Origin of the sequence: Citrobacter sp. CK206 (assembly GCF_030333125.1) — a bacterium.
Taxonomy (GTDB): Bacteria; Pseudomonadota; Gammaproteobacteria; order Enterobacterales; family Enterobacteriaceae; genus Citrobacter_B; species Citrobacter_B koseri.
On the sequence record NZ_JAOWGM010000026.1, the window covers coordinates 417,266 to 440,014 of the forward strand.

Genomic DNA, 22,749 nt, shown 5'->3' on the forward strand with positions numbered 1-22,749 from the left:
ACAATCCTCGTTAATCATTATTCGTATTTTCTGCCCGCCCTGGCCGTTTCGGCATAAATTGTCGAAACAGTTCCCGGCTTTTTAACGGCTTACCACCAAGATACGGCTTTAGCGCCATGCGGGTAAAGCGTTTCGCCGCGCGCAACGTATCAACATCAGGAAATTCTCGTGCATCCAGCGCTTTCAGATGCCGCCCGGTAAAGGTGCTGTTATCAATGACCACGCTGGCCATGAATCCCTTCTCTTCGCGATAGCGGTAGGTCATGGTGTCATCGACCGTCTCGCCGCTCCCTGCGCAATGCAGAAAATCCACGCCGTAGCCCAGATGTCCCAGCAGGGCGAGCTCGAAACGGCGAAGCGCAGGTTCGGGCGAACCGGTCGCGCCAGCCAGCGACTGAATACAGTTCAGGTAATCAAAAAAGAGTTCAGAGAAGCGCGTTTCGTATTCCAGAACGCGGGAAAGCAGTTCGTTGATGTACAAACCGCTATAAAGCGTGATGCCGCTTAAGGGGAGCGCCAGAGAGACCGCTTCAGCGCTGCGTAAGGTTTTCACCTCGCCGCGCCCGCCAAAGCGGAGCAACAGTGGCGTAAAAGGTTGTAATGCGCCTTTCAGACTGGAACGTTTAGAGCGTGCGCCTTTGGCAACCAGACGCACGCGTCCCGACTCTTCCGTGAAGACGTCCAGCATCAGGCTGGTTTCGCTCCAGGGGCGACTATGCAGGACGAAAGCTCTCTGCCAGCCTTCCACGTAGTGCTAACTCAGAGGTCGTCTACATAACCGAGACTGCGCAGCGCACGCTCGTCATCGGCCCAGCCGGATTTCACTTTCACCCACAGTTCCAGGTGTACAGGCGCTTCGAACATTTCCTGCATGTCTTTTCGCGCTTCGATACCGATGGTCTTGATTTTGGCCCCTTTGTTGCCAATGACCATCTTCTTCTGCCCTTCGCGCTCAACGAGGATCAGGCCGTTAATATCATAACCGCCGCGTTCGTTAGAAACGAAACGTTCAATCTCAACGGTCACGGAATACGGCAGTTCGGCACCGAGGAAACGCATCAGTTTTTCACGGATGATTTCAGACGCCATAAAGCGCTGTGAACGATCGGTGATGTAATCTTCCGGGAAGTGATGAGTCGCTTCCGGCAGGTGTTTACGCACGATACCAGCGATGGTATCCACGTTCATGCCAGTTTCCGCAGAAACAGGCACGATATCGAGGAAGTTCATCTGGCTTGCCAGGAATTGCAGATGCGGCAGCAGATCGGCTTTTTCCTGTACATTATCCACTTTGTTAACGGCCAGAATGACCGGCGCTTTACCGTCGCGCAGTTTATTCAGCACCATCTCGTCGTCCGGCGTCCAGCGGGTGCCTTCCACGACAAAAATGACCAGCTCAACGTCGCCAATCGAGCTGCTTGCCGCCTTGTTCATCAGGCGGTTGATGGCGCGTTTTTCTTCCATATGCAGCCCCGGCGTATCAACATAGATAGCCTGGTACACCCCTTCGGTATGGATACCGACGATACGGTGACGCGTGGTCTGTGCTTTACGGGACGTGATCGAGATCTTCTGTCCGAGCAGCTTGTTCAACAGGGTGGATTTGCCTACGTTCGGACGTCCGACGATGGCAATAAATCCGCAATAGCTTTTATCTTCGCTCATTCCAGCTCCAGTTTTTTCAGCGCCTGTTCGGCGGCAGCCTGCTCCGCCTTACGACGGCTCGAACCCGTGCCAACCACCGGTTCACTCAGGCCGCTGACCTGGCAGTGGATAGTAAATTCCTGATCGTGTGCTTCGCCGCGCACCTGCACCACCAGATAAGACGGCAGCGGGAGATGACGACCCTGCAAATATTCCTGCAAACGCGTTTTCGGATCTTTTTGTTTATCGCCCGGGCTGATTTCATTCAGGCGCGTTTGATACCAGTTAAGGATCAACTTCTCGACGGTTTGGATATCGCTGTCGAGAAAAACGCCGCCGATTAACGCTTCTACGGTATCCGCCAGAATAGATTCACGACGGTAGCCGCCGCTTTTCAGTTCACCTGGCCCTAAACGTAGGCATTCACCCAGATCAAATTCACGGGCCAATTCCGCCAGCGTATTGCCGCGCACCAGCGTGGCGCGCATACGGCTCATATCACCTTCGTCCACACGCGGGAAGCGGTGATAAAGCGCGTTGGCGATAACAAAGCTCAAAATCGAGTCGCCTAAAAATTCTAAACGCTCATTGTGTTTACTGCTGGCGCTGCGGTGGGTTAATGCCTGCTGCAACAGCTCCTGATGAGTAAAAGTGTAGCCCAGCTTCCGTTGAAGCCGATTAATTACGATGGGGTTCATGCGATACCAATAAATGAATGCGTCAACAATTCAGCACACGAAACAGACCTGAGGAAACCAACGCTGTTTAGTGTGCCGTGGCAACCTGACGGCGCCAACCTAAAACTTCGGGGGAATATTCTATACACAACGACAGGGGATGTCGTTAGTCTGCGGAGATTTATCCAATAAATAATTCATGTTGTCGCCGCAATGACGACAACATGAACGATTATCAGAAATTAATGGATCCCACCAATACGGCTTAAGCGTACGCCGGTCGGCCATTCACCTTCCTGTTTGTCGAAACTCATCCAGATCGCGGTCGCTTTACCAACCAGATTCGCTTCCGGTACAAATCCCCAGTAACGGCTGTCCGCGCTGTTATCGCGGTTATCACCCATCATGAAGTATTGTCCTGGCGGTACGATCCAGGTCGCCAGTTGCTGCCCCGGCTGACGGTAATACATCCCCGCCTGATCCTGTGCGATCGGTACGGTCAGAATACGGTGGGTTACGTCGCCCAGCGTCTCTTTACGCTCCGCCAGACGAATGCCGTTATCTTTCGTTTCGTTTAACGGCACTTCAAAGAACCCACTGCTGGCTTCTCCCCCATTACGTCGGGCAAAGGTCTGCACGAAATCGCTGGGTTGAACGTCAGAGTAAGTCACCGGCAGCGCGTTTTCACACGCCTGACCGGAACGGCACCCTGGCTGTACAGTAACCTCTTTGGCTACCGGATCGTACGTCACTTTGTCACCCGGCAGGCCGACAGCGCGTTTAATGTAGTCCAGGCGCGGATCTTCCGGGTATTTAAAGACCACGATATCACCGCGTTTCGGATGACCCGTTTCAATCAACGTTTTCTGGTAAATCGGATCTTTAATTCCATAGGCGAATTTCTCCACCAGAATAAAGTCACCGATTAACAGCGTCGGCATCATCGAACCCGACGGGATCTGGAAAGGTTCATAGATAAATGAACGCACCACCAGCACAATCGCCAGTACCGGAAAAACCGAAGCCCCTGTTTCCAGCCAGCCCGGCTTAGGCGCCACTTTTTTCAACGTGGCTTTATCCAGTGAATCACCCGCAGCGGCCTGTGCCGCTGCCTGACGTTCCCGACGTTTTGGCGCGAAGATAAATTTATCAACGCACCATAAAATGCCCGTCACCAGTGTGGCAATCACCAGAATCAGGGCAAACATATTCGCCATGCCAACTCCTTAGGATTATTTGCTGTCTTTACCGACATGCAGAATGGCGAGGAACGCTTCCTGAGGCAGTTCGACGTTACCGATCTGCTTCATTCGCTTCTTACCTTCTTTCTGTTTCTGTAGCAGCTTTTTCTTACGGCTGATATCACCGCCGTAACACTTGGCCAGAACGTTTTTACGCAACTGCTTCACGGTAGAACGCGCAATAATATGCGTGCCAATCGCCGCCTGAATCGCAATGTCGAACTGCTGACGAGGGATCAGCTCTTTCATCTTCTCCACCAGCTCACGACCACGGCTCTGCGAATTACCACGGTGAGTGATCAGCGCCAGCGCATCGACACGTTCGTTGTTGATCAGCACGTCAACGCGCACCATATCGGACGCCTGGAAGCGCTTGAAGTTATAATCCAGCGACGCATAACCACGAGACGTTGATTTCAGGCGGTCGAAGAAATCGAGCACCACTTCCGCCATCGGGATTTCATAAGTCAGCGCCACCTGGTTACCGTGGTACACCATGTTGGTCTGGACGCCGCGCTTCTCGACACACAGCGTAATGACGTTGCCCAGGTATGCCTGAGGCAGCAGCATATGACACTCGGCAATCGGCTCGCGCAGTTCATAGATGTTATTCAGCGGCGGCAGCTTGGACGGGCTATCGACATAGATAATCTCTTTCGCCGTGGTTTCCACTTCGTACACAACGGTCGGCGCGGTGGTGATCAGGTCCAGATCGTATTCACGTTCCAGACGCTCCTGAATGATCTCCATGTGCAGCAGGCCCAGGAAGCCACAGCGGAAACCGAAGCCCAGCGCGGTTGAACTTTCCGGCTCGTAGAACAGAGAGGCATCGTTCAGGCTCAGCTTGCCGAGCGCATCCCTGAAGTTCTCATAGTCATCAGAACTCACCGGGAACAGGCCGGCGTATACCTGCGGCTTCACTTTTTTGAAGCCCGGCAGCGCTTTCTCTGCCGGGTTACGCGCCAGCGTTAATGTATCGCCAACCGGGGCGCCATGAATGTCTTTAATTGCGCAAACCAGCCAGCCTACCTCGCCGCACTTCAGTTCGGTACGGTCAATCTGCTTCGGCGTGAAGATCCCCAGACGGTCAGCGTTATAAACCTGCCCGGTGCTCATCACTTTGACTTTGTCGCCTTTACGCATGGTGCCGTTTTTAATACGCACCAGCGACACTACGCCGAGGTAGTTATCGAACCAGGAGTCGATAATCAGCGCTTGCAGCGGGCCTTCTGGATCGCCTTCCGGCGGCGGGATATCGCGCACCAGGCGTTCCAGCACATCCTGTACGCCTACGCCGGTTTTTGCCGAGCAGCGAACGGCATCGGTCGCATCAATGCCAACAATGTCTTCGATCTCTTCAGCCACACGCTCAGGATCGGCGGCTGGCAGGTCAATCTTGTTCAGAACCGGCACCACTTCGAGATCCATTTCCATCGCGGTATAGCAGTTCGCCAGCGTTTGCGCTTCGACGCCCTGCCCGGCGTCAACCACCAGCAGTGCGCCTTCACACGCCGCCAGTGAGCGGGAAACTTCATATGAGAAGTCAACGTGGCCTGGGGTGTCGATAAAGTTCAGTTGATAGGTTTCACCATCAGCCGCTTTGTAATCCAGCGTCACGCTTTGCGCTTTGATAGTAATACCGCGCTCACGCTCAAGATCCATTGAGTCGAGAACCTGCGCTTCCATTTCACGGTCAGACAGGCCACCGCAGATCTGGATAATGCGGTCAGACAGCGTCGATTTACCGTGGTCGATATGAGCAATGATCGAAAAGTTACGTATGTTCTTCATATAGAGTAATTATTGTGCCTTACGCCTGCCTGAGCAGGCTCTTAGAAGTCGCTGTTCTGAGCTTAACGTCTGTTTAACTGAAACGCCGCATTCTACACTACAACACTGAGGCGAGGAAATGTTCATACAGCAAGGATAGCGGGAACCGGAAACGGCATCGCTTTTCTGATGTAAAACGTCGTAAGGGAAGCATGATGCCCGATGGCGCGAGCTTATCGGGCCTGGGAGGTCTGCTTATCTTTCCCAGGCCGGATCAGGCGAAACCGCCATCCGGCAAAAATATCACGGGTTCGTTTCGGAAGATGGTGTTTCAACACGAACCAGACCGGGAGGAAGAGCAACGTTAAGAATGACCGGCTGCCAAGCCTCGCGTTCAGCCAGTTTACGCGAGTAGCCGCGCGCAATCAGAAAACCCCCGACGCCGCCCAGCACCGCGCCGCTCAACGCGGCAATATCAGAACCAAACAGTACCTGGAACAACGCCGCGAAGATAAACAGCCCAACCAGCGGCGACAGGTAAACCAGCATTGCTGACCCCAGCAGGCTGCCTTCGGCAATGCCCAGTTCCACTTTTTGACCAGGCGCCAGCGGTTCGGCACTTGGCACCACAATGGTATGTGTGGTTTGCGGCCCGAGTTTATTCAGCACGCGACTGCCGCATCCGGCTCGTGAGGCGCAACTGCTGCACGATGCTTTGACGTCGCAGCTCACCAGTGCCTGGCCATTTTGCCAGGAGACAACGGTCGCCCACTCTTTAATCATTGTGCCGCCCCGAACTTAATATTGTCCGCAATGCGTTTCGCGGTTTGCGGCGGAAGCTCGCCGACAATCGTAATTTCAGCGTTTTCACGCACGCTGGTGCTGACCGTTCTGCGCCCGGTTCGCAGCATCTGATCGGTGCTGTTCTGCGTCGCGCGATTCACGTTCACAGAGAAACTGAACAGGCCGTCAGAATAGAGGCGTGACTCGATAGGCAGATTATCCATCGTAGGCAGCGGGCGTCGGCTGCTGGAGACTTCGCTAAACCCTTGCGGCAACCACGTCGGGCTCCAGTTGAACTTCGCCTTTTCCCCCACAGGAACAGAAAGCAATGGCGGCAAATTCGCTTTTGCCAGCATCTGCATGCTATTACCGACGTCCTGATTCACGGCGAAGGAAATCACGCGGAACTGCTCCAGCGTTTCACCATCCCGGTCAAGGAGATCCACCCGCATCGGCAGCTTTGTTTCGGTATCCAGCCATACGATATAGCTGTAACGGGTGCCGTCGCGCGCGACAACACGAATGACTTCACACAGCCTGTCGGCAATGCGGGTGCGGCCTACGGAAATAAAGTCATACCAGGGAGAAAGACGTTTAAAGTCGGCATAGATAAGGGACGGCAGAGAATCGACAATATAGTCGCCGTTCAGGGTGAACGGTTCGAGCCCAGGTTCGAAGTAGCTGATTTCGTTACCACGCTGCACTACTTCCCGGCGCGGGCCATCCATTTGCAACAGTTGTGCAAGAGGACGATTGTCCAGGCGTGCATGTCGATAACGCAGAGACTCAACGCCTTGTTTATTGATGCTGACGAATGACAGCTCGTAATTCAGTGACTGGCTGGCCAGATTCATCTGCTGCAATAACGCCCCGGACGCAGTATTGGCCGAGGCGTTAACAGAGAAGAACAGGCTACCCGCCACAAGTGACATGGCAAACCAAAGTTGCTTCATTACTGCGATTGCGTTCCTAAAGTTTGAATTCCTGGCACCTGTACAGCGGCTTGCTGTGTTTGCGCCTGCTCAAACTGAAGCTGTTCGGAGTGCAGTCGGCGTTGCAGTTCGTAATCCTGCAACATGGCATTAATGCGACGACGCTGCTCCTGCACCTGCTGTTGCTGACCGCCGTTAGCCGTCGCGTCAGAAGGTACTCCCAGGCTCACCGGACTGGCTTTGCCCATCATCGGTAATGTATTGAATACCGGCGTTTCGGGCTGCTGGGACGTTTCAGATTGTCCATTATAGTGCTGGACGCCAACAATAACTGCAAGTGATACGCATGCAGCCACACCCATTTGAGTGAGCTGCGCCGCCCACGGACGCATTTTCTGCCAGAATGGCATTTTCTGCCACTGGTGCGGTGCGGGCTGGGCCTCAGGAATCAGCGGCGCCGTCTGGCGTACCGGCTCATTTTCGATGGCGGCCATTACGCGGGCGGAAATATCGAAATGGAGAACGTCAGCGGTATCACCCCGCATGGAATCGCGGATCAGGTGATAACTCTCCCATGTTTTTTGCATTTCCGGGTCGTGAGCCAGTTCTTTCAGCAGCTCACTGTCCAGCGTTTCGCCATCCATTAAAGCGGAAAGTTTTTCTTTCTGCATGCCTAATACCTTTTCCAGTATCCCGCTATCGTCAACGCCTGATAAGCGGTTGAACTTTATTATCAATAGCTTCCCGCGCACGGAAGATACGTGAACGCACCGTACCCACCGGACAATCCATGATAGCGGCTATCTCTTCATAGCTCAGGCCATCCAGCTCCCGCAAGGTTATTGCCATGCGTAAATCCTCGGGGAGGGACTCAATAGTTCGGAAAACTATCTGTCTCAGCTCTTCTGACAACATTAAGTTCTCAGGGTTCGAAATTTCTTTCAATGCGCCGCCACTTTCGAAGTTTTCTGCGTCAATCGCATCAACATCGCTGGAAGGCGGCCTGCGTCCCTGAGCAACCAGGTAATTCTTCGCCGTATTGACGGCAATACGGTACAACCAGGTATAAAAAGCGCTATCCCCCCGGAAAGAATCCAGCGCGCGATAGGCCTTAATAAATGACTCTTGCACCACATCGGGAACATCGCCCGACGGTACATAGCGGGAAACCAGGCTCGCCACTTTATGCTGGTAGCGCACTACCAGTAAGTTAAAGGCTTTCTGATCTCCCTTCTGGACCCGTTCAACCAGGACCTGGTCCGTTAACTGCTCGCTCATCCGAGGTAAAGTCTCCCCAAACCAAATTTCCACGCGCTCTCGAAACGCCACTGCATAAACTGCACTATGAGCAAGCAACAGCTTAGAGTGTCTCTTTTTCGTAAAGTTCCGTTACGCATCTGTTTTTGTTTGTCATGTTGTAGACAGATCATTATCTCTCATTATAAGTCTACAGAGTCTGAACAACGCACTATCTGTATAGAAATGCCCTTTTAGCCGCTTGAAGAGTAACCCAACAGCCACTTTATTTCATCACATAATCTGGCGCTAACGGCCTGCTTCGCAAAATATTTTCTTTGTTTTACTTCCCCTTGAATTTTCCTTTAATGTTTAGCCATTGCAACACATTCAAAAATAAAACGTGCTGTATCGCGCAGTATGGTGCTATGCTGCCCAAACACTGTTTAGTAAATTAAACAAACGCTATGACTACGACTCCTGAACTTTCCTGTGACGTGCTGATTATTGGCAGCGGTGCTGCCGGACTCTCTCTGGCGCTGCGCCTGGCTGAAAAACATCAGGTGATAGTCCTGAGTAAAGGCCCGGTGAGCGAAGGCTCAACGTTTTATGCTCAGGGCGGCATTGCCGCCGTTTTCGACGAGACGGACAGTATCGATTCGCATGTTGAAGATACGCTGATCGCCGGGGCCGGTATTTGCGATCGCCACGCGGTGGAGTTTGTCGCCAGCAATGCCCGCTCTTGCGTACAGTGGCTTATCGATCAGGGTGTATTATTTGACACCCAGGTGCAACCGAACGGGGAAGAGAGCTACCATCTGACCCGTGAAGGCGGCCATAGCCATCGCCGTATCCTGCATGCGGCTGACGCCACCGGCAAAGAAGTGGAAACTACCCTGGTCAGCAAGGCGCAGAACCATCCGAATATTCGCGTACTGGAGCGGAGTAACGCCGTCGATCTGATCATCTCCGATAAAATCGGCCTGCCAGGAACACGCCGCGTCGTCGGCGCCTGGATCTGGAATCGGAATAAAGAGTCGGTCGAAACATGCCACGCGAAGTCAGTCGTTCTGGCGACAGGCGGGGCATCGAAAGTGTATCAGTACACCACCAACCCGGATATCTCTTCCGGCGACGGTATCGCGATGGCCTGGCGCGCCGGGTGCCGCGTCGCGAATCTTGAATTTAATCAGTTCCACCCTACCGCGCTGTATCATCCTCAGGCACGAAACTTTCTGCTGACGGAAGCGCTGCGTGGCGAAGGGGCGCATCTCAAACGCCCGGACGGCACGCGCTTTATGCCTGATTTTGATGAGCGTGGCGAACTGGCTCCGCGCGATATCGTCGCTCGCGCCATTGACCACGAAATGAAGCGTCTCGGCGCAGACTGCATGTTCCTCGACATCAGCCATAAACCGGAAGCATTTGTGCGTCAGCACTTCCCAATGATTTATGAAAAATTGCTGGGGTTGGGAATCGATCTGACTAAAGAGCCGGTTCCGGTCGTACCTGCCGCCCACTACACCTGCGGCGGCGTGATGGTCGACGATTTTGGCCGAACCGATGTGGACGGTCTGTATGCCATTGGCGAAGTAAGCTATACCGGCCTGCACGGCGCGAATCGCATGGCGTCCAATTCCCTGTTGGAGTGTCTGGTGTATGGCTGGTCAGCGGCAGAGGATATCGACAGACGTATGCCGTATGCCCGTAGCGTTAGTACGCTTCCGGCCTGGGATGAAAGTCGCGTTGAAAACCCGGATGAGCTGGTCGTGATCCAGCATAACTGGCATGAGCTACGTCTGTTTATGTGGGACTATGTCGGCATTGTGCGCACCACCAAACGTCTGGAGCGCGCCCTGCGACGCATTACGATGCTGCAACAGGAAATCGACGAATATTACGCTAACTTCCGCGTATCGAATAATCTGCTGGAGCTGCGCAACCTGGTGCAGGTCGCGGAACTGATTGTGCGCTGCGCGATGATGCGTAAAGAGAGCCGTGGCCTGCACTATACGCTGGATTACCCCGCATTGCTGCCGGAATCCGGCCCGTCGGTGCTTTCGCCGCTCAACGCTTACATGAACAAATAAAACGCCTGGGTCAGCGCCGTGTACCCTTCAGAGTAAAGCTGGTCTGGCCCACGAATCACCAGTCGATCGCTAAAGCATTCCCCCGTTCGCGGGGAAAATGCCAACAGTACCCGATGAGGCAATCGCGACTCCGTTTCGGCTACGTCGGTACGTAAACGCAAATGCCAGCCCATGCTTAACGCCTGCTGCGTGAAGATGTTGCCAGTCTGTTCCGGCAGCACCACGCAGAAGAATCCCTCTTCCGTAATACAGTCAGCCGCAGTGGTAAGTAACGCTTCGTGATCGAGCGTGGTGGTATAACGCGCCTGCTCTCGCTGCGGCGTTGCGCATTCCACCCCTTGTTCATAATAAGGCGGGTTGCTGATGATAAGATCAAAGCGCGCGGTCTGGCGCGGCACCCACTGCCGGACATCTTCCGTATGCACCGTTATCCGCTGCGGCCACGGTGAGTGGGCGATATTCTCCTGCGCCTGCGTCGCCGCTTCGCTGTCCAGTTCAACGGCATCAATGGTGACGCTTTCGTCGGTACGCTGCGCCAACATCAGCGCCAGCAGACCGCTGCCGGTACCAATATCGAGGATCCGCGTTACGCCTGCGACTGGTGCCCATGCTCCCAATAAAATACCATCAGTACCGACTTTCATCGCGCAGCGATCGTGCGCCACAAAAAACTGCTTAAAGGTAAATCCATTACGACGAAGTGTGGATGTAGACTGGGACATGAAAGAACAACCTTCCTGGAAAAACGGCAATAGCGTAGGGTGAAAACAATACCTGAGAAGCGATATCCATACAAACAGATGAAGATTGCAGCCGTAACGTCTATAATCAGCGCCCCACACAGAGGTAGAACATGACTGTAACGACTTTTTCCGAACTTGAACTCGATGAAAGCCTGCTGGATGCCCTCCAGGATAAAGGCTTTACTCGCCCGACCGCCATTCAGGCTGCCGCCATTCCGCCTGCGCTCGATGGGCGTGATGTACTCGGTTCTGCGCCGACAGGCACCGGTAAAACGGCGGCATACCTGCTGCCAGCGTTGCAGCACCTGCTCGACTTCCCGCGTAAAAAATCCGGTCCGCCGCGTATTCTGATCCTTACGCCGACCCGCGAACTGGCGATGCAGGTTGCCGATCACGCCCGTGAACTGGCGAAACACACCCATCTGGATATTGCGACAATCACCGGCGGCGTGGCTTATATGAACCATGCCGAGGTGTTCAGCGAGAACCAGGATATTGTGGTCGCCACCACGGGTCGCCTGCTGCAATATATTAAAGAAGAAAACTTTGACTGCCGCGCGGTTGAAACGCTGATTCTTGATGAAGCCGACCGTATGCTGGACATGGGCTTCGCCCAGGATATCGAGCATATCGCAGGTGAAACCCGCTGGCGCAAACAGACCATGCTGTTCTCCGCTACGCTGGAAGGCGGCGCGATTAACGATTTTGCGGAACGTCTGCTGGAAGATCCGGTCGAGGTCTCAGCGACCCCGTCTACCCGCGAACGCAAAAAGATTCATCAATGGTACTACCGTGCCGATGATATTCAGCACAAAACCGCTTTGCTGGTACACCTGTTAAAACAACCTGAAGCCACCCGTTCTATCGTCTTCGTGCGTAAACGTGAGCGTGTACATGAGCTGGCAGGCTGGCTGCGCGAAGCAGGCATCAATAACTGCTATCTCGAAGGCGAGATGGTACAGGGCAAGCGTAACGAAGCGATCAAACGTCTGACCGATGGCCGCGTGAACGTGCTGATCGCGACCGACGTCGCCGCTCGCGGGATTGATATCCCTGATGTAAGCCATGTTTTTAACTTCGATATGCCACGCAGCAGCGATACCTATCTGCACCGTATCGGCCGTACCGGACGTGCAGGACGTAAAGGAACGGCGATTTCCCTGGTAGAAGCGCATGACCATCTGCTGCTGGGAAAAGTGGGTCGCTATATTGAAGAGACGCTGAAAGCGCGCGTCATTGATGAATTGCGTCCAACCACTCGTGCGCCGAGCGAAAAACTGACCGGCAAGCCGTCCAAGAAAGTGCTGGCTAAACGTGCTGAGAAGAAAAAACAAGAAAAAGAGAAGCCGCGCGTGAAGAAACGTCACCGTGATACCAAAAACATTGGTAAACGCCGCAAGCCTGCTGGTACGGGTACGGACGCGCAGGAGCAGTCCAACGAAGAGTAAAAAAAACGCCGGGGCTAACCCGGCGTTTTTATGTTATCAGTCAGCCTTACAGGCTTTCAGTAAAGGTACGAGCGATAACGTCGCGTTGCTGTTCCGGCGTCAGGGAGTTAAAACGCACGGCATAGCCAGAAACACGGATGGTCAGCTGCGGATATTTTTCCGGGTGCTTAACGGCATCTTCCAGCGTTTCGCGACGCAGAACGTTAACGTTCAGGTGCTGACCGCCTTCAACGCGAACTTCCGGTTTTACTTCCATCGGAATTTCACGGTATTCGATTTCACCCAGTTTGTTCACTGCAACCACTTCATCTTCGGCAAAACCGGCTTTCGCTGCGATGCAACGTGCTTCGCCTTTTTCGCTGTCCAGCAACCAGAAAGAATTCAGCAGGTCGTCGTTAGCGGCTTTAGTAATCTGGATACCTGTAATCATGTGATGCCTCCCCGGCAAAAGTGTTTGATTATGATCGGCCTGTTCGCGGCCAATTGGTAAAACCATTGTTGCTTGAGTGTATATATACCCCTCACACACCCTTGATTCTTTGATTTAAATCAACAAAAACCACACCACAAAGAGGGCATTGCATGGAATTTATTGTTTTACATCAACTTACGCCACGTCCACACATAAACTTTTTACATAAATTTTCAACTATCTTTAAGGGGTAGCCGGGTTTGTGACGCACGCGATTTTGCACCATAGAAAGAAGCAGTTAAGCTATGCAAATTGAAAAATTCGCAGGAGAGCGAGATGGCCACCGATTTAACCTGGCACGATGTGCTGGCAGATGAGAAGCAGCAGCCCTATTTTGTTAACACACTCCATACCGTTGCGGGCGAACGTCAGTCAGGAATGACAGTATATCCTCCACAGAAGGATGTATTTAACGCGTTTCGCTTCACTGAACTCGGTGATGTCAAAGTGGTGATTCTGGGGCAAGACCCTTATCACGGCCCTGGGCAGGCGCATGGTCTGGCGTTTTCTGTTCGTCCGGGTATTGCCACACCGCCTTCTCTGCTGAACATGTATAAAGAACTGGAAACGTCCATACCGGGCTTTACCCGCCCGGCTCATGGGTATCTGGAGAGCTGGGCGCGTCAGGGGGTATTGTTATTAAATACCGTGCTGACCGTCCGCGCAGGCCAGGCGCATTCTCACGCCAGTCTGGGATGGGAAACCTTTACAGACAAAGTGATCAGCCTTGTTAACGAACATCGTGAAGGGGTCGTCTTTTTACTCTGGGGTTCGCACGCACAAAAGAAAGGGGCGATTATCGATCGCCAGCGCCATTACGTGTTGAGAGCGCCGCATCCGTCGCCGTTGTCGGCACATCGGGGATTCTTTGGCTGTAACCATTTTGTATTGGCGAATCAGTGGCTGGAGCAGCACGGCGAGAAGCCGATTGACTGGATGCCGGTATTACCGGCAGAGAGCGAATAAGTTTTTGCTTTGCGCCGGGTGGCGGCTTCGCCTTACCCGGCCTACGAATCATTGCCGTAGGCCTGATAAGCGCAGCGCCATCAGGCAGTTACACCTGATTATGCTTTATTCTGACGCCACCATTCGCCCAGCAATACGCCGGTTGCGACAGAGACGTTGAGGTTTTCAACATTTCCGGTGCCATCAATTTTCACGCACAGATCGCCAGGTTCACGCGCGGCTTCCGGCAGGGACTCCAGCTCACGCCCTAACACCAGCACCATTCTCGCTGGCAGCGCCGTACTAAACAACGGTTTGCCCTGATCGCTGGACGTGGTGACGATCGTATAACCCGCCTGACGGAAATCATCCAGCACATCCACAATGCTGTCGCCCGTGATCGGCTGAACATGCTCCGCGCCGCCTTCTGCCGTACGGATCGCCGCACCGGATTCAAGAAGCGCCGCGTCCTGTACCACCACACCTTTTACGCCAAAGTGCGCACAGCTACGCATCATGCCGCCAAGGTTGTGCGGGTTAGCCACATCTTCCAGCGCCAGCACGCAATCCTGCGCGTCCGCCTGGCTTACCCACTGCTTAACGGTCGTACCGTTACGCTTTTTAATCAGGAAACAAACGCCGCCGTGGTGCTCAGTTCCAGAGGCTTTCGCCAGTTCAGCTTCATCCACAACGTGGTACGCTTTGCGGTTAGCCGCCATCCAGCGTAACGCTTCTTTAAAGCGAGGGGTCACGCTCTGAATGAACCATGCGCGAACAATCGCATCCGGGCGACTCTGGAACAGGGCCTGACAGGCATTTTCGCCGTAGACACGGGTCTCTTCCGCACGCTGACGACGTAAAACTTCAGGATCGATAAAACTTTTACCGCTGATTCCACCGTGATCGGCTTTCTCAGGCGTGTCATCGCCTGGCGCACGGGAAACGGTACGCCACGGTGAGTCTTCACGCTTACGATCGCGAATCTGACCGCTTCTTTCATCACGAGCATCGCGGGCGGGGCGACGGCCACCGTCAGTACGAGACTTTCCTGGACGACCTCCCCCTTTCCCGGTACGCGGGTTATGGGTGCGTTTATCAGAGTCATCATCACTGCGGACATACATCACTTTGACCTTGCCGCTTTTGTTCTTTAATTCATCGTTCATGCTTTTCTCCACCAGCGCTGCGCGAAGCGCGAAGATTACCCGATGTGCACCCGGTTAGCCATTATTTCATTTAAAAGCTAATGACTATTGTACTCATTGAATAAAACACATTGTTGTTTAAAACAGTCTCATCGATAATATGTAACATATTGGAAACATATCGGCGTGATTGCCGGAAAAGTCTACCCTACTCATCCAGAGGTTAGTTATGAATACCGTTTGTACCAGCTGCCAGGCAATCAACCGCATTCCCGATGATCGTATTCAGGATGCGGCAAAATGTGGACGCTGTGGTCACGACCTGTTCGATGGAGAGGTGATTAATGCGACCGGTGAAACGCTGGATAAGCTGCTGAAAGACGATCTCCCTGTGGTGGTCGATTTCTGGGCGCCGTGGTGCGGCCCATGCCGTAACTTTGCCCCGATTTTTGAAGATGTCGCGGAAGAGCGCAGCGGTAAGGTGCGTTTTGTGAAAGTTAACACAGAAGCGGAACGTGAACTCAGCGCCCGTTTCGGTATCCGCAGCATCCCGACCATCATGATCTTTAAGAACGGCGAAGTCATCGACATGTTAAATGGCGCGGTTCCTAAAGCGCCATTTGACAGCTGGCTGAACGAATCGCTGTAATCTCCACGGGGCGCATCTTGTGCCCCGTTTTCACCTCTGCGACAATAGCGTTTTTCACTGTATTCTTCCATGACTGATAACGCTGTTCTCCAGTTACGCGCCGAACGCCTCGCACGCGCCACGCGTCCTTTTCTTGCCAGAGGAAACCGCATTCGTCGCTGTCAGCGCTGTCTGCTCCCGTTGAAACTCTGCCTGTGCGATACGCTCTCGCCTTCTCAGGCGACAAGCCGTTTTTGTCTGGTGATGTTTGATACCGAGCCAATGAAACCCAGCAATACGGGGCGTCTGATTGCCGATATTCTGCCGGATACAACGGCCTTTCAATGGTCGCGTACCGAACCGCCGCAGGCGCTGCTCGATCTGGTTAACAACCCGGATTATCAGCCGATGGTCGTATTCCCCGCCTCCTATGCCGGGGAAGAACGCGAGGTCATTTTCACGCCACCAGCCGGAAAACCGCCGCTGTTTATCATGCTCGACGGCACCTGGCCGGAAGCGCGCAAAATGTTCCGTAAAAGCCCTTATCTCGATAACCTGCCGGTTATTTCCGTTGATTTATCGCGTCTTTCCGCCTATCACCTGCGAGAAGTTCATGCCGAAGGGCAGTATTGCACTGCCGAAGTGGCAATAGCGCTGCTGGATCTGGCGGGCGACACGGCCGCGGCAACCCATTTAGGCGATCACTTCTCATGCTTTAAAACGCGCTATCTGGCAGGAAAAACGCAACATCAGGGAAGCGTCACAACAGAAACAGCAGAAAGCGTTTAAAATCATTCGGTCACTTCTGCGTAAGGGAGACCGGCATGAGTCAGAGAGGACTGGAAGCACTACTGCGACCAAAATCGATAGCGGTGCTAGGGGCGTCGATGAAGCCCAATCGCGCAGGTTACCTGATGATGCGTAACCTGCTGGCAGGAGGCTTTAATGGCCCGGTATTACCTGTAACGCCCGCATGGAAAGCCGTCTTAGGCGTCCTGGCCTGGCCCGACGTCGCCAGTTTGCCTTTTACACCGGATCTCGCCGTTCTGTGCACCAACGCCAGCCGTAATATCGCGTTGCTGGAGGCGCTGGGGGAAAAAGGCTGTAAAACCTGCATTATTTTGTCGGCGCCCGCAGCGCAGCACGCTGAACTTCTGGCATCTGCCCAACGCTATAAAATGCGACTACTCGGCCCAAATAGCCTGGGTTTACTCGCCCCCTGGCAAGGGCTTAACGCCAGTTTCTCTCCGGTTCCGATCAAGCGTGGAAAACTCGCGTTTATTTCGCAATCCGCCGCCGTCTCCAATACGATTCTCGACTGGGCGCAACAGCGGGAGATGGGCTTTTCTTATTTTATCGCGCTTGGCGACAGTCTGGACATTGATGTTGATGAATTGCTGGATTATCTGGCGCGCGACAGTAAAACCAGCGCCATTTTGCTCTATCTCGAACATCTGAGCGACGCGCGACGCTTTGTCTCCGCCGCCCGTAGCGCATCGCGAAATAAACCCATTCTGGTGATTAAAAGCGGTCGCAGCCCAGCGGCGCAACGTTTGTTAAATACCAGTGTCGGCATGGACCCGGCATGGGATGCCGCCATCCAGCGTGCGGGGCTTTTACGCGTGCAGGATACTCACGAACTCTTCTCGGCGGTCGAAACGCTGAGCCATATGCGGCCATTACGTGGCGACAGGTTGATGATCATCAGCAATGGCGCTGCGCCCGCCGCGCTGGCGCTGGATGAGCTGTGGTCGCGCAACGGCAAGCTCGCCACCCTGAGCGAAGAGACCCGACTTAAGCTAAGCGAAGCGCTGCCTGCTCACGTCGATATCGCCAACCCGCTGGATTTGCGTGATGATGCCAGCTGTGAACACTACGTCAAAACGCTGAATATCTTACTCGCCAGCCAGGATTTTGATGCGCTGATGGTGATCCACTCACCCAGCGCCGCCGCACCTGGCACCGAGAGCGCGCACGCGCTCATTGAAGCGGTGAAACATCATCCCAGAGGGAAATTCGTCACCTTGCTCACCAACTGGTGCGGCGAGTTTTCCTCTCAGGAAGCCCGCAAAATGTTCAGTGAAGCGGGATTACCTACCTATCGAACACCGGAAGGCACCATCACTGCCTTTATGCACATGGTGGAATACCGGCGTAACCAGAAGCAATTACGGGAAACCCCGGTGTTGCCAGGCAACCTGACCTCAGACACGGCTCAAGCGCATAACCTGTTACAGCAGGCGATTGCAGAGGGCGCAACGTCGCTGGATACCCATGAAGTTCAGCCTATCTTGCAGGCGTATGGGTTACACACGCTCCCCACCTGGATTGCTGGCGACAGCGCGGAAGCAGTGCATATCGCCGAGCAAATTGGCTACCCGGTAGCGTTAAAACTGCGTTCGCCGGATATTCCGCATAAATCGGAAGTTCAGGGGGTAATGCTCTATCTGCGCACGGCAACGGAAGTTCAGCAAGCCGCGAATGCCATTTTCGATCGTGTAAAAATGGCCTGGCCCCAGGCGCGCATTCACGGTCTGTTAGTCCAGAGTATGGCGAACCGTGCCGGTGCGCAGGAACTTCGCGTCGTCGTCGAACACGACCCGGTCTTTGGGCCGCTGATTATGCTTGGCGAAGGCGGCGTAGAGTGGCGACCCGAAGAGCAGGCCGTCGTCGCGCTGCCGCCGTTAAACATGAATCTGGCGCGCTATTTGGTTATTCAGGGAATCAAAAGTAAAAAAATTCGTGGCCGGAGCGCGCTACGCCCACTGGATATCACAGGGTTAAGCCAGTTGCTGGTACAGGTCTCGAACCTGATTGTCGATTGCCCGGAAATTCAGCGTCTGGATATCCATCCCCTGCTGGCTTCTGCTGGCGAGTTTACCGCGCTGGACGTCACGCTGGATATCGCCCCTTATGATGGCGACAACGAGAGCCGACTCGCTATTCGCCCCTATCCGCAGCAGCTTGAAGAGTGGGTTGAGATGAAAAATGGCGAACGTTGCCTGTTTCGCCCTATCCTGCCGGAAGATGAGCCTTATCTACAGCAGTTCATTTCTCAGGTGACAAAAGAGGATTTGTATTACCGTTATTTTAGCGAGATCAATGAATTTACTCATGAAGATTTAGCCAACATGACGCAGATCGACTACGATCGGGAAATGGCATTTGTTGCCGTGCGCCGTATTGATCAAACTGAAGAGATCCTCGGGGTAACGCGCGCGATCTCCGACCCGGATAACATTGATGCGGAATTTGCCGTGCTGGTTCGCTCAGATCTCAAAGGGTTAGGATTAGGCCGGCGATTAATGGAAAAATTGATTGCTTATACCCGAGATCACGGACTGAGACGCCTGAATGGCATTACGATGCCAAACAATCGCGGCATGGTGGCACTGGCCCGAAAGCTCGGGTTTGATGTTGATATCCAGCTCGAAGAGGGGATTGTTGGGCTGACGCTGAATCTGGCCCAATACGAGGAATCGTGAGTAAGGTACTGGAAATGTTGACCACTTTAACGGGTACTGGTGTTATCATTGCTCGCTTATGTCGTCTGCATAGCACAGAGGACCCTTCAATGAACAGAGAAGAAATGCACTGTGATGTTGTCAAAATTTAAGCGTAATAAACATCAACAACACCTTGCCCAACTACCTAAGATCTCTCAGCCAGTTGATGATGTAGATTTCTTTTATGCTCCCGCTAATTTCAGGGAGACTCTGCTGGAGAAGATAGCCAGCGCGACGCAACGTATTTGCATTATTGCCCTGTATCTTGAACAGGATGACGGCGGCAAGGGCATACTCGACGCGCTCTATGAGGCTAAGCGGCAACGTCCTGAGCTGGATGTTCGGGTACTTGTCGACTGGCATCGCGCTCAGCGTGGGCGCATTGGCGCAGCCGCGTCCAATACTAACGCTGACTGGTATTGCCGAATGGCGCAAGAAAACCCAGGCATCGATATTCCTGTCTACGGCGTGCCGATTAACACGCGTGAAGCGCTTGGCGTACTGCATTTTAAAGGCTTTATCATTGATGATAGCGTCCTTTACAGCGGCGCCAGCCTGAACGACGTCTATCTGCATCAGCATGATAAATATCGTTATGATCGTTACCAGTTGATTCGTAATGCAAAGATGGCCGACATCATGTATGAATGGGTCACGCAGAATCTGCTTAACGGTCGCGGCGTAAATCGCCTGGACAGTGCCCAGCGTCCGAAAAGCCCGGAGATTAAAAACGACATTCGTTTGTATCGCCAGGAATTGCGCGATGCGTCATACCATTTCCAGGGCGATGCCGACAACGAGCAACTTTCCGTTACGCCACTGGTTGGGCTGGGAAAATCGAGCCTGCTGAACAAGACCATTTTCCATCTTATGCCCTGCGCAGAGCATAAGCTCACAATTTGCACACCTTATTTCAACTTGCCTGCACTGCTGGTTCGCAACATCATCCAACTGCTGCGCGAAGGGAAAAAGGTTGAGATTATCGTGGGTGATAAAACCGCCAACGACTTTTATATCCCTGAGGATGAACCGTTTAAAATCATCGGCGCACTTCCCTATCTCTACGAGATTAACCTGCGTCGCTTCCTCAGCCGCTTACAGTATTACGTCAACACCGATCAGCTCGTAGTGCGTTTGTGGAAAGATGACGACAATACTTATCACCTGAAAGGAATGTGGGTTGATGATAAGTGGATGCTGCTCACCGGGAACAACCTTAACCCGCGAGCATGGCGTCTGGATCTGGAAAACGCAATTCTGATTCACGATCCAAAACAGGAACTTGCTCCCCAGAGAGAGAAAGAGCTGGAGCTTATCCGCACTCACACCACGGTTGTTAAGCATTACCGCGATCTACAAAGCATCGCTGACTATCCGGTCAAAGTCCGTAAGCTCATCCGCAGACTCCGTCGTATTCGAATCGACAGATTAATCAGCCGTATTCTGTAAATCAAAAAGCCCCGTCCCTGCGACGGGGTTTTTCCTGTGAGGGTCACGGTGCGTTTCCTTATACTTTTTAGCATGTTGTTACTCTCAGGCTGTAGCCATATGTCCAATGACAGCTGGAGCGGGCAGGATAAAGCGCAACACTTCATTGCATCAGCCATGCTTTCCGCCGCCGGGAATGAGTATGCCCGGCATCAGGGAATGAGCCACGATCGCAGTGCAACCGTTGGGCTGCTGTTCTCCATTAGTCTCGGTGCGTCAAAAGAGATGTGGGACAGCCGCCCCGGAGGGAGCGGCTGGAGCTGGAAAGATTTCGCCTGGGATGTCGCAGGCGCAACCACGGGTTACGCCGTCTGGCAAATGGCGCGGAACTAGAGACGTAACCCTTTTCCCTTGCGGTGCAGCATCAGCGACACCAGAAATGCCACGATAGCCATAATGGTCACATACCAGAAGAATGATGTCTCCATACCAACGGACTTCAGAGACAGCGCAACATATTCCGCAGAGCCGCCGAACAGCGCATTCGCCACCGCATAAGAAAGCCCTACCCCCAATGCCCGCACCTGGGCAGGAAACATTTCTGCCTTCAGGATCCCACTGATTGAGGTGTAGAAACTCACGATCAACAGGGCGCACATCACCAACCCAAAGGCTGCGTAAGGTGAAGTGACATTCTGTAATGCTGACAGAATAGGTACGGTGAATAGCGCAGCCAGAGCGCCAAAGCAGAGCATTGATGTCCGTCGGCCGATTTTATCTGAGAGAGCGCCAAACAGGGGTTGAATTAGCATGTAGACAAACAGCGCCGCCGTCATGATTCCGCTGGCGACATTGGCATGCATACCGGCGGTATTCACCAGATACTTCTGCATATAGGTTGTGAAGGTATAGAAACACAACGAACCCGCAGCGGTAAATCCCAGTACCATGATAAACGCTTTACGGTTACGCCATAGTCCTTTGAGCGATCCAGCCTCTTTCAGCGCGCGGGTTTCTTGTTTTGAGGTTTCATCCAACTGTCGACGCAACCAAAGCGCGACAACGGCCAGTACGGCGCCCAATGCAAAAGGAATACGCCATCCCCATTCTCTGAGGGAAGATTCCTCCAGCGTTTGCTGCAAGATAACCACAACCAGCAGTGCCAGTAACTGACCGCCGATCAGAGTGACATACTGGAACGATGCGTAAAAACCTTTGCGACCTTCAACAGCTACCTCACTCATATAGGTCGCACTGGTTCCGTATTCTCCTCCAACAGACAGCCCCTGAAACAGACGAGCCAACAGCAGAAGAGCCGGAGCCCAGGTGCCGATCGTGGCATACCCCGGCAGGCAGGCAATGACTAACGAGCCCATACACATCATGCAAACAGAGAGAAGCATTGATTTCTTACGACCATGCTTATCGGCAATCCGACCAAAAAGCCAGCCGCCAATGGGACGCATCAGGAAGCCTGCGGCGAAAACTCCGGCGGTCTGTAAAAGCTGAGTGGTGGTATTTCCCGAAGGAAAAAAGATGTGCGCAAAGTAGAGAGAGCAGAAGGAATAGACATAGAAATCAAACCACTCGACCAGATTCCCTGATGATGCCCCCACAATTGCCCATACGCGACGACGGGTGTCACTGCTTGCCAGCGACCCGTTTACAGTTACACTGCTTTCAGTCATTAGAAATATACTCCCGCCAAAGATCCACCCGAGCTCGTCGGTGCTTTTCACTGTCTTTTTTAGTGAATGAAATGTTATATAATTGTTATTATTTATTTTGTGACAGAGATCGATATTTTAGTTAGCAGGAAAACGATTTAGGAGTATACGGAGGGAATAGTCATCCGGCAGAACAGCGCATATATGCCGGATGGCGGTGTGAACACCTTATCCGGCCTGTAAAAACATCCCGGGTATTTTGCACACAGTCTGTAGGCCGGATAAGGCGCAGCCGCCATCCGGCTGCGCCCGGACGCATGAACGCAAAAAGGCCATCCCTCAGGATGGCCTCTTCACTTAATTAATGCCTGGCAGTTCCCTACTCTCGCATGGG

The 22,749-nt window shown here is 53.3% G+C and carries 22 protein-coding genes; 8 read left to right on the plus strand and 14 right to left on the minus strand.

Annotation, left to right across the window (positions count from 1 at the left end; genetic code table 11):
• Positions 1–10 precede the first annotated feature (10 nt).
• The 10 genes from recO to rseD all read right to left on the minus strand — a co-directional run bounded on the left by recO (position 11) and on the right by rseD (position 8,477).
• Positions 11–748, minus strand: coding sequence for a DNA repair protein RecO (gene recO / locus OGX81_RS12020; protein ID WP_024130108.1), 738 nt, complete (start codon positions 746–748; stop codon positions 11–13).
• 11 nt (positions 749–759) lie between these two features.
• A complete protein-coding gene (era, locus tag OGX81_RS12025; protein WP_104868331.1) occupies positions 760–1,665 on the minus strand; it encodes a GTPase Era in 906 nt (301 codons plus the stop codon).
• Positions 1,662–2,342 (minus strand): ribonuclease III, encoded by a 681-nt coding sequence (rnc, locus tag OGX81_RS12030; RefSeq protein ID WP_024130107.1) that lies wholly within the window; start codon positions 2,340–2,342, stop codon positions 1,662–1,664. The genes era and rnc overlap by 4 nt, the downstream gene beginning before the upstream one ends.
• Positions 2,343–2,563: 221 nt before the next feature.
• The gene (gene lepB, locus OGX81_RS12035; RefSeq protein WP_012131213.1) at positions 2,564–3,538 is read right to left on the minus strand and encodes a signal peptidase I; all 975 of its coding nucleotides are present in this window, start codon (positions 3,536–3,538) and stop codon (positions 2,564–2,566) included.
• Between the two features lie 15 nt (positions 3,539–3,553).
• Positions 3,554–5,353 (minus strand): translation elongation factor 4, encoded by a 1,800-nt coding sequence (gene lepA, locus OGX81_RS12040; protein ID WP_047461945.1) that lies wholly within the window; start codon positions 5,351–5,353, stop codon positions 3,554–3,556.
• A 282-nt stretch (positions 5,354–5,635) separates the two neighbouring features.
• Positions 5,636–6,115 (minus strand): SoxR-reducing system protein RseC, encoded by a 480-nt coding sequence (gene rseC / locus OGX81_RS12045; protein WP_012131211.1) that lies wholly within the window; start codon positions 6,113–6,115, stop codon positions 5,636–5,638.
• The gene (gene rseB / locus OGX81_RS12050; protein WP_012131210.1) at positions 6,112–7,068 is read right to left on the minus strand and encodes a sigma-E factor regulatory protein RseB; all 957 of its coding nucleotides are present in this window, start codon (positions 7,066–7,068) and stop codon (positions 6,112–6,114) included. Before rseB ends, rseC begins: the two co-directional genes overlap by 4 nt.
• The gene (gene rseA, locus OGX81_RS12055) at positions 7,068–7,718 is read right to left on the minus strand and encodes an anti-sigma-E factor RseA (protein ID WP_047461936.1); all 651 of its coding nucleotides are present in this window, start codon (positions 7,716–7,718) and stop codon (positions 7,068–7,070) included. Before rseA ends, rseB begins: the two co-directional genes overlap by 1 nt.
• 31 nt (positions 7,719–7,749) lie before the next feature.
• Positions 7,750–8,325 (minus strand): RNA polymerase sigma factor RpoE, encoded by a 576-nt coding sequence (gene rpoE, locus OGX81_RS12060; protein WP_006176728.1) that lies wholly within the window; start codon positions 8,323–8,325, stop codon positions 7,750–7,752.
• Entirely contained in the window at positions 8,322–8,477 is a 156-nt protein-coding gene (gene rseD, locus OGX81_RS12065) for a rpoE leader peptide RseD (RefSeq protein ID WP_146209167.1), read from the minus strand. The genes rpoE and rseD overlap by 4 nt, the downstream gene beginning before the upstream one ends.
• A 273-nt stretch (positions 8,478–8,750) precedes the next feature.
• Here rseD and nadB point away from each other — a divergent pair, with 273 nt between their 5' ends.
• Positions 8,751–10,373 (plus strand): L-aspartate oxidase, encoded by a 1,623-nt coding sequence (gene nadB / locus OGX81_RS12070; protein ID WP_049009471.1) that lies wholly within the window; start codon positions 8,751–8,753, stop codon positions 10,371–10,373.
• Here nadB and trmN read toward each other — a convergent pair.
• The gene (trmN, locus tag OGX81_RS12075; RefSeq protein WP_104868330.1) at positions 10,358–11,095 is read right to left on the minus strand and encodes a tRNA(1)(Val) (adenine(37)-N(6))-methyltransferase TrmN; all 738 of its coding nucleotides are present in this window, start codon (positions 11,093–11,095) and stop codon (positions 10,358–10,360) included. The two genes, nadB and trmN, sit on opposite strands and share 16 nt — an antisense overlap.
• Before the next feature lie 131 nt (positions 11,096–11,226).
• Here trmN and srmB point away from each other — a divergent pair, with 131 nt between their 5' ends.
• The gene (gene srmB / locus OGX81_RS12080; protein ID WP_071258086.1) at positions 11,227–12,564 is read left to right on the plus strand and encodes an ATP-dependent RNA helicase SrmB; all 1,338 of its coding nucleotides are present in this window, start codon (positions 11,227–11,229) and stop codon (positions 12,562–12,564) included.
• 46 nt (positions 12,565–12,610) lie between these two features.
• Here srmB and grcA read toward each other — a convergent pair whose 3' ends face one another.
• Positions 12,611–12,994 carry an autonomous glycyl radical cofactor GrcA gene (gene grcA / locus OGX81_RS12085; RefSeq protein WP_012131205.1) on the minus strand — a complete coding sequence of 128 codons (384 nt, stop codon included), beginning with the start codon at positions 12,992–12,994 and terminating at the stop codon, positions 12,611–12,613.
• Positions 12,995–13,312: 318 nt separating this feature from the next.
• Between grcA and ung the strand changes: the two genes are divergently transcribed.
• Positions 13,313–14,002, plus strand: a complete 690-nt coding sequence (ung, locus tag OGX81_RS12090) for a uracil-DNA glycosylase (RefSeq protein ID WP_047461918.1) — start codon at positions 13,313–13,315, stop codon at positions 14,000–14,002.
• Positions 14,003–14,100: 98 nt separating this feature from the next.
• On the opposite strand, the gene OGX81_RS12095 is transcribed toward ung, so the two are convergent.
• The gene (locus OGX81_RS12095) at positions 14,101–15,147 is read right to left on the minus strand and encodes a tRNA/rRNA methyltransferase (protein ID WP_104868329.1); all 1,047 of its coding nucleotides are present in this window, start codon (positions 15,145–15,147) and stop codon (positions 14,101–14,103) included.
• A 208-nt stretch (positions 15,148–15,355) separates the two neighbouring features.
• Here OGX81_RS12095 and trxC point away from each other — a divergent pair, with 208 nt between their 5' ends.
• The 5 genes from trxC to OGX81_RS12125 all read left to right on the plus strand — a co-directional run bounded on the left by trxC (position 15,356) and on the right by OGX81_RS12125 (position 21,081).
• A complete protein-coding gene (gene trxC, locus OGX81_RS12100) occupies positions 15,356–15,775 on the plus strand; it encodes a thioredoxin TrxC (protein ID WP_047461913.1) in 420 nt (139 codons plus the stop codon).
• Positions 15,776–15,844: 69 nt separating this feature from the next.
• Entirely contained in the window at positions 15,845–16,543 is a 699-nt protein-coding gene (gene tapT / locus OGX81_RS12105) for a tRNA-uridine aminocarboxypropyltransferase (RefSeq protein ID WP_104868328.1), read from the plus strand.
• Positions 16,544–16,578: 35 nt separating this feature from the next.
• A complete protein-coding gene (locus OGX81_RS12110; RefSeq protein ID WP_104868327.1) occupies positions 16,579–19,239 on the plus strand; it encodes a bifunctional acetate--CoA ligase family protein/GNAT family N-acetyltransferase in 2,661 nt (886 codons plus the stop codon).
• A 114-nt stretch (positions 19,240–19,353) separates the two neighbouring features.
• Positions 19,354–20,709: a CDP-diacylglycerol--serine O-phosphatidyltransferase gene (gene pssA, locus OGX81_RS12120; RefSeq protein WP_012131199.1), complete on the plus strand. Its 1,356-nt coding sequence runs from the start codon at positions 19,354–19,356 to the stop codon at positions 20,707–20,709.
• Positions 20,710–20,757: 48 nt separating this feature from the next.
• Complete coding sequence (locus OGX81_RS12125; RefSeq protein ID WP_058669113.1) at positions 20,758–21,081, plus strand: YfiM family lipoprotein; 324 nt, start codon at positions 20,758–20,760, stop codon at positions 21,079–21,081.
• Here OGX81_RS12125 and OGX81_RS12130 read toward each other — a convergent pair.
• The gene (locus OGX81_RS12130) at positions 21,078–22,376 is read right to left on the minus strand and encodes an MFS transporter (RefSeq protein WP_047461905.1); all 1,299 of its coding nucleotides are present in this window, start codon (positions 22,374–22,376) and stop codon (positions 21,078–21,080) included. The two genes, OGX81_RS12125 and OGX81_RS12130, sit on opposite strands and share 4 nt — an antisense overlap.
• Between the last annotated feature and the right edge of the window lie 373 nt (positions 22,377–22,749).

Excerpts from the sequence above, each read along its gene's own strand:
- lepA (WP_047461945.1), bottom strand. The coding sequence starts at position 5,353 with ATGAAGAACATACGTAACTTTTCGATCATTGCTCATATCGACCACGGT.
- rseD (WP_146209167.1), bottom strand. The coding sequence starts at position 8,477 with ATGATCTGTCTACAACATGACAAACAAAAACAGATGCGTAACGGAACT.
- rseC (WP_012131211.1), bottom strand. The coding sequence starts at position 6,115 with ATGATTAAAGAGTGGGCGACCGTTGTCTCCTGGCAAAATGGCCAGGCA.
- OGX81_RS12110 (WP_104868327.1), top strand. The coding sequence starts at position 16,579 with ATGAGTCAGAGAGGACTGGAAGCACTACTGCGACCAAAATCGATAGCG.
- trxC (WP_047461913.1), top strand. The coding sequence starts at position 15,356 with ATGAATACCGTTTGTACCAGCTGCCAGGCAATCAACCGCATTCCCGAT.
- nadB (WP_049009471.1), top strand. The coding sequence starts at position 8,751 with ATGACTACGACTCCTGAACTTTCCTGTGACGTGCTGATTATTGGCAGC.
- grcA (WP_012131205.1), bottom strand. The coding sequence starts at position 12,994 with ATGATTACAGGTATCCAGATTACTAAAGCCGCTAACGACGACCTGCTG.
- tapT (WP_104868328.1), top strand. The coding sequence starts at position 15,845 with ATGACTGATAACGCTGTTCTCCAGTTACGCGCCGAACGCCTCGCACGC.
- rpoE (WP_006176728.1), bottom strand. The coding sequence starts at position 8,325 with ATGAGCGAGCAGTTAACGGACCAGGTCCTGGTTGAACGGGTCCAGAAG.
- trmN (WP_104868330.1), bottom strand. The coding sequence starts at position 11,095 with ATGTCCCAGTCTACATCCACACTTCGTCGTAATGGATTTACCTTTAAG.
- srmB (WP_071258086.1), top strand. The coding sequence starts at position 11,227 with ATGACTGTAACGACTTTTTCCGAACTTGAACTCGATGAAAGCCTGCTG.
- lepB (WP_012131213.1), bottom strand. The coding sequence starts at position 3,538 with ATGGCGAATATGTTTGCCCTGATTCTGGTGATTGCCACACTGGTGACG.
- rseA (WP_047461936.1), bottom strand. The coding sequence starts at position 7,718 with ATGCAGAAAGAAAAACTTTCCGCTTTAATGGATGGCGAAACGCTGGAC.
- rseB (WP_012131210.1), bottom strand. The coding sequence starts at position 7,068 with ATGAAGCAACTTTGGTTTGCCATGTCACTTGTGGCGGGTAGCCTGTTC.
- OGX81_RS12130 (WP_047461905.1), bottom strand. The coding sequence starts at position 22,376 with ATGACTGAAAGCAGTGTAACTGTAAACGGGTCGCTGGCAAGCAGTGAC.
- era (WP_104868331.1), bottom strand. The coding sequence starts at position 1,665 with ATGAGCGAAGATAAAAGCTATTGCGGATTTATTGCCATCGTCGGACGT.
- ung (WP_047461918.1), top strand. The coding sequence starts at position 13,313 with ATGGCCACCGATTTAACCTGGCACGATGTGCTGGCAGATGAGAAGCAG.
- OGX81_RS12095 (WP_104868329.1), bottom strand. The coding sequence starts at position 15,147 with ATGAACGATGAATTAAAGAACAAAAGCGGCAAGGTCAAAGTGATGTAT.
- pssA (WP_012131199.1), top strand. The coding sequence starts at position 19,354 with ATGTTGTCAAAATTTAAGCGTAATAAACATCAACAACACCTTGCCCAA.
- rnc (WP_024130107.1), bottom strand. The coding sequence starts at position 2,342 with ATGAACCCCATCGTAATTAATCGGCTTCAACGGAAGCTGGGCTACACT.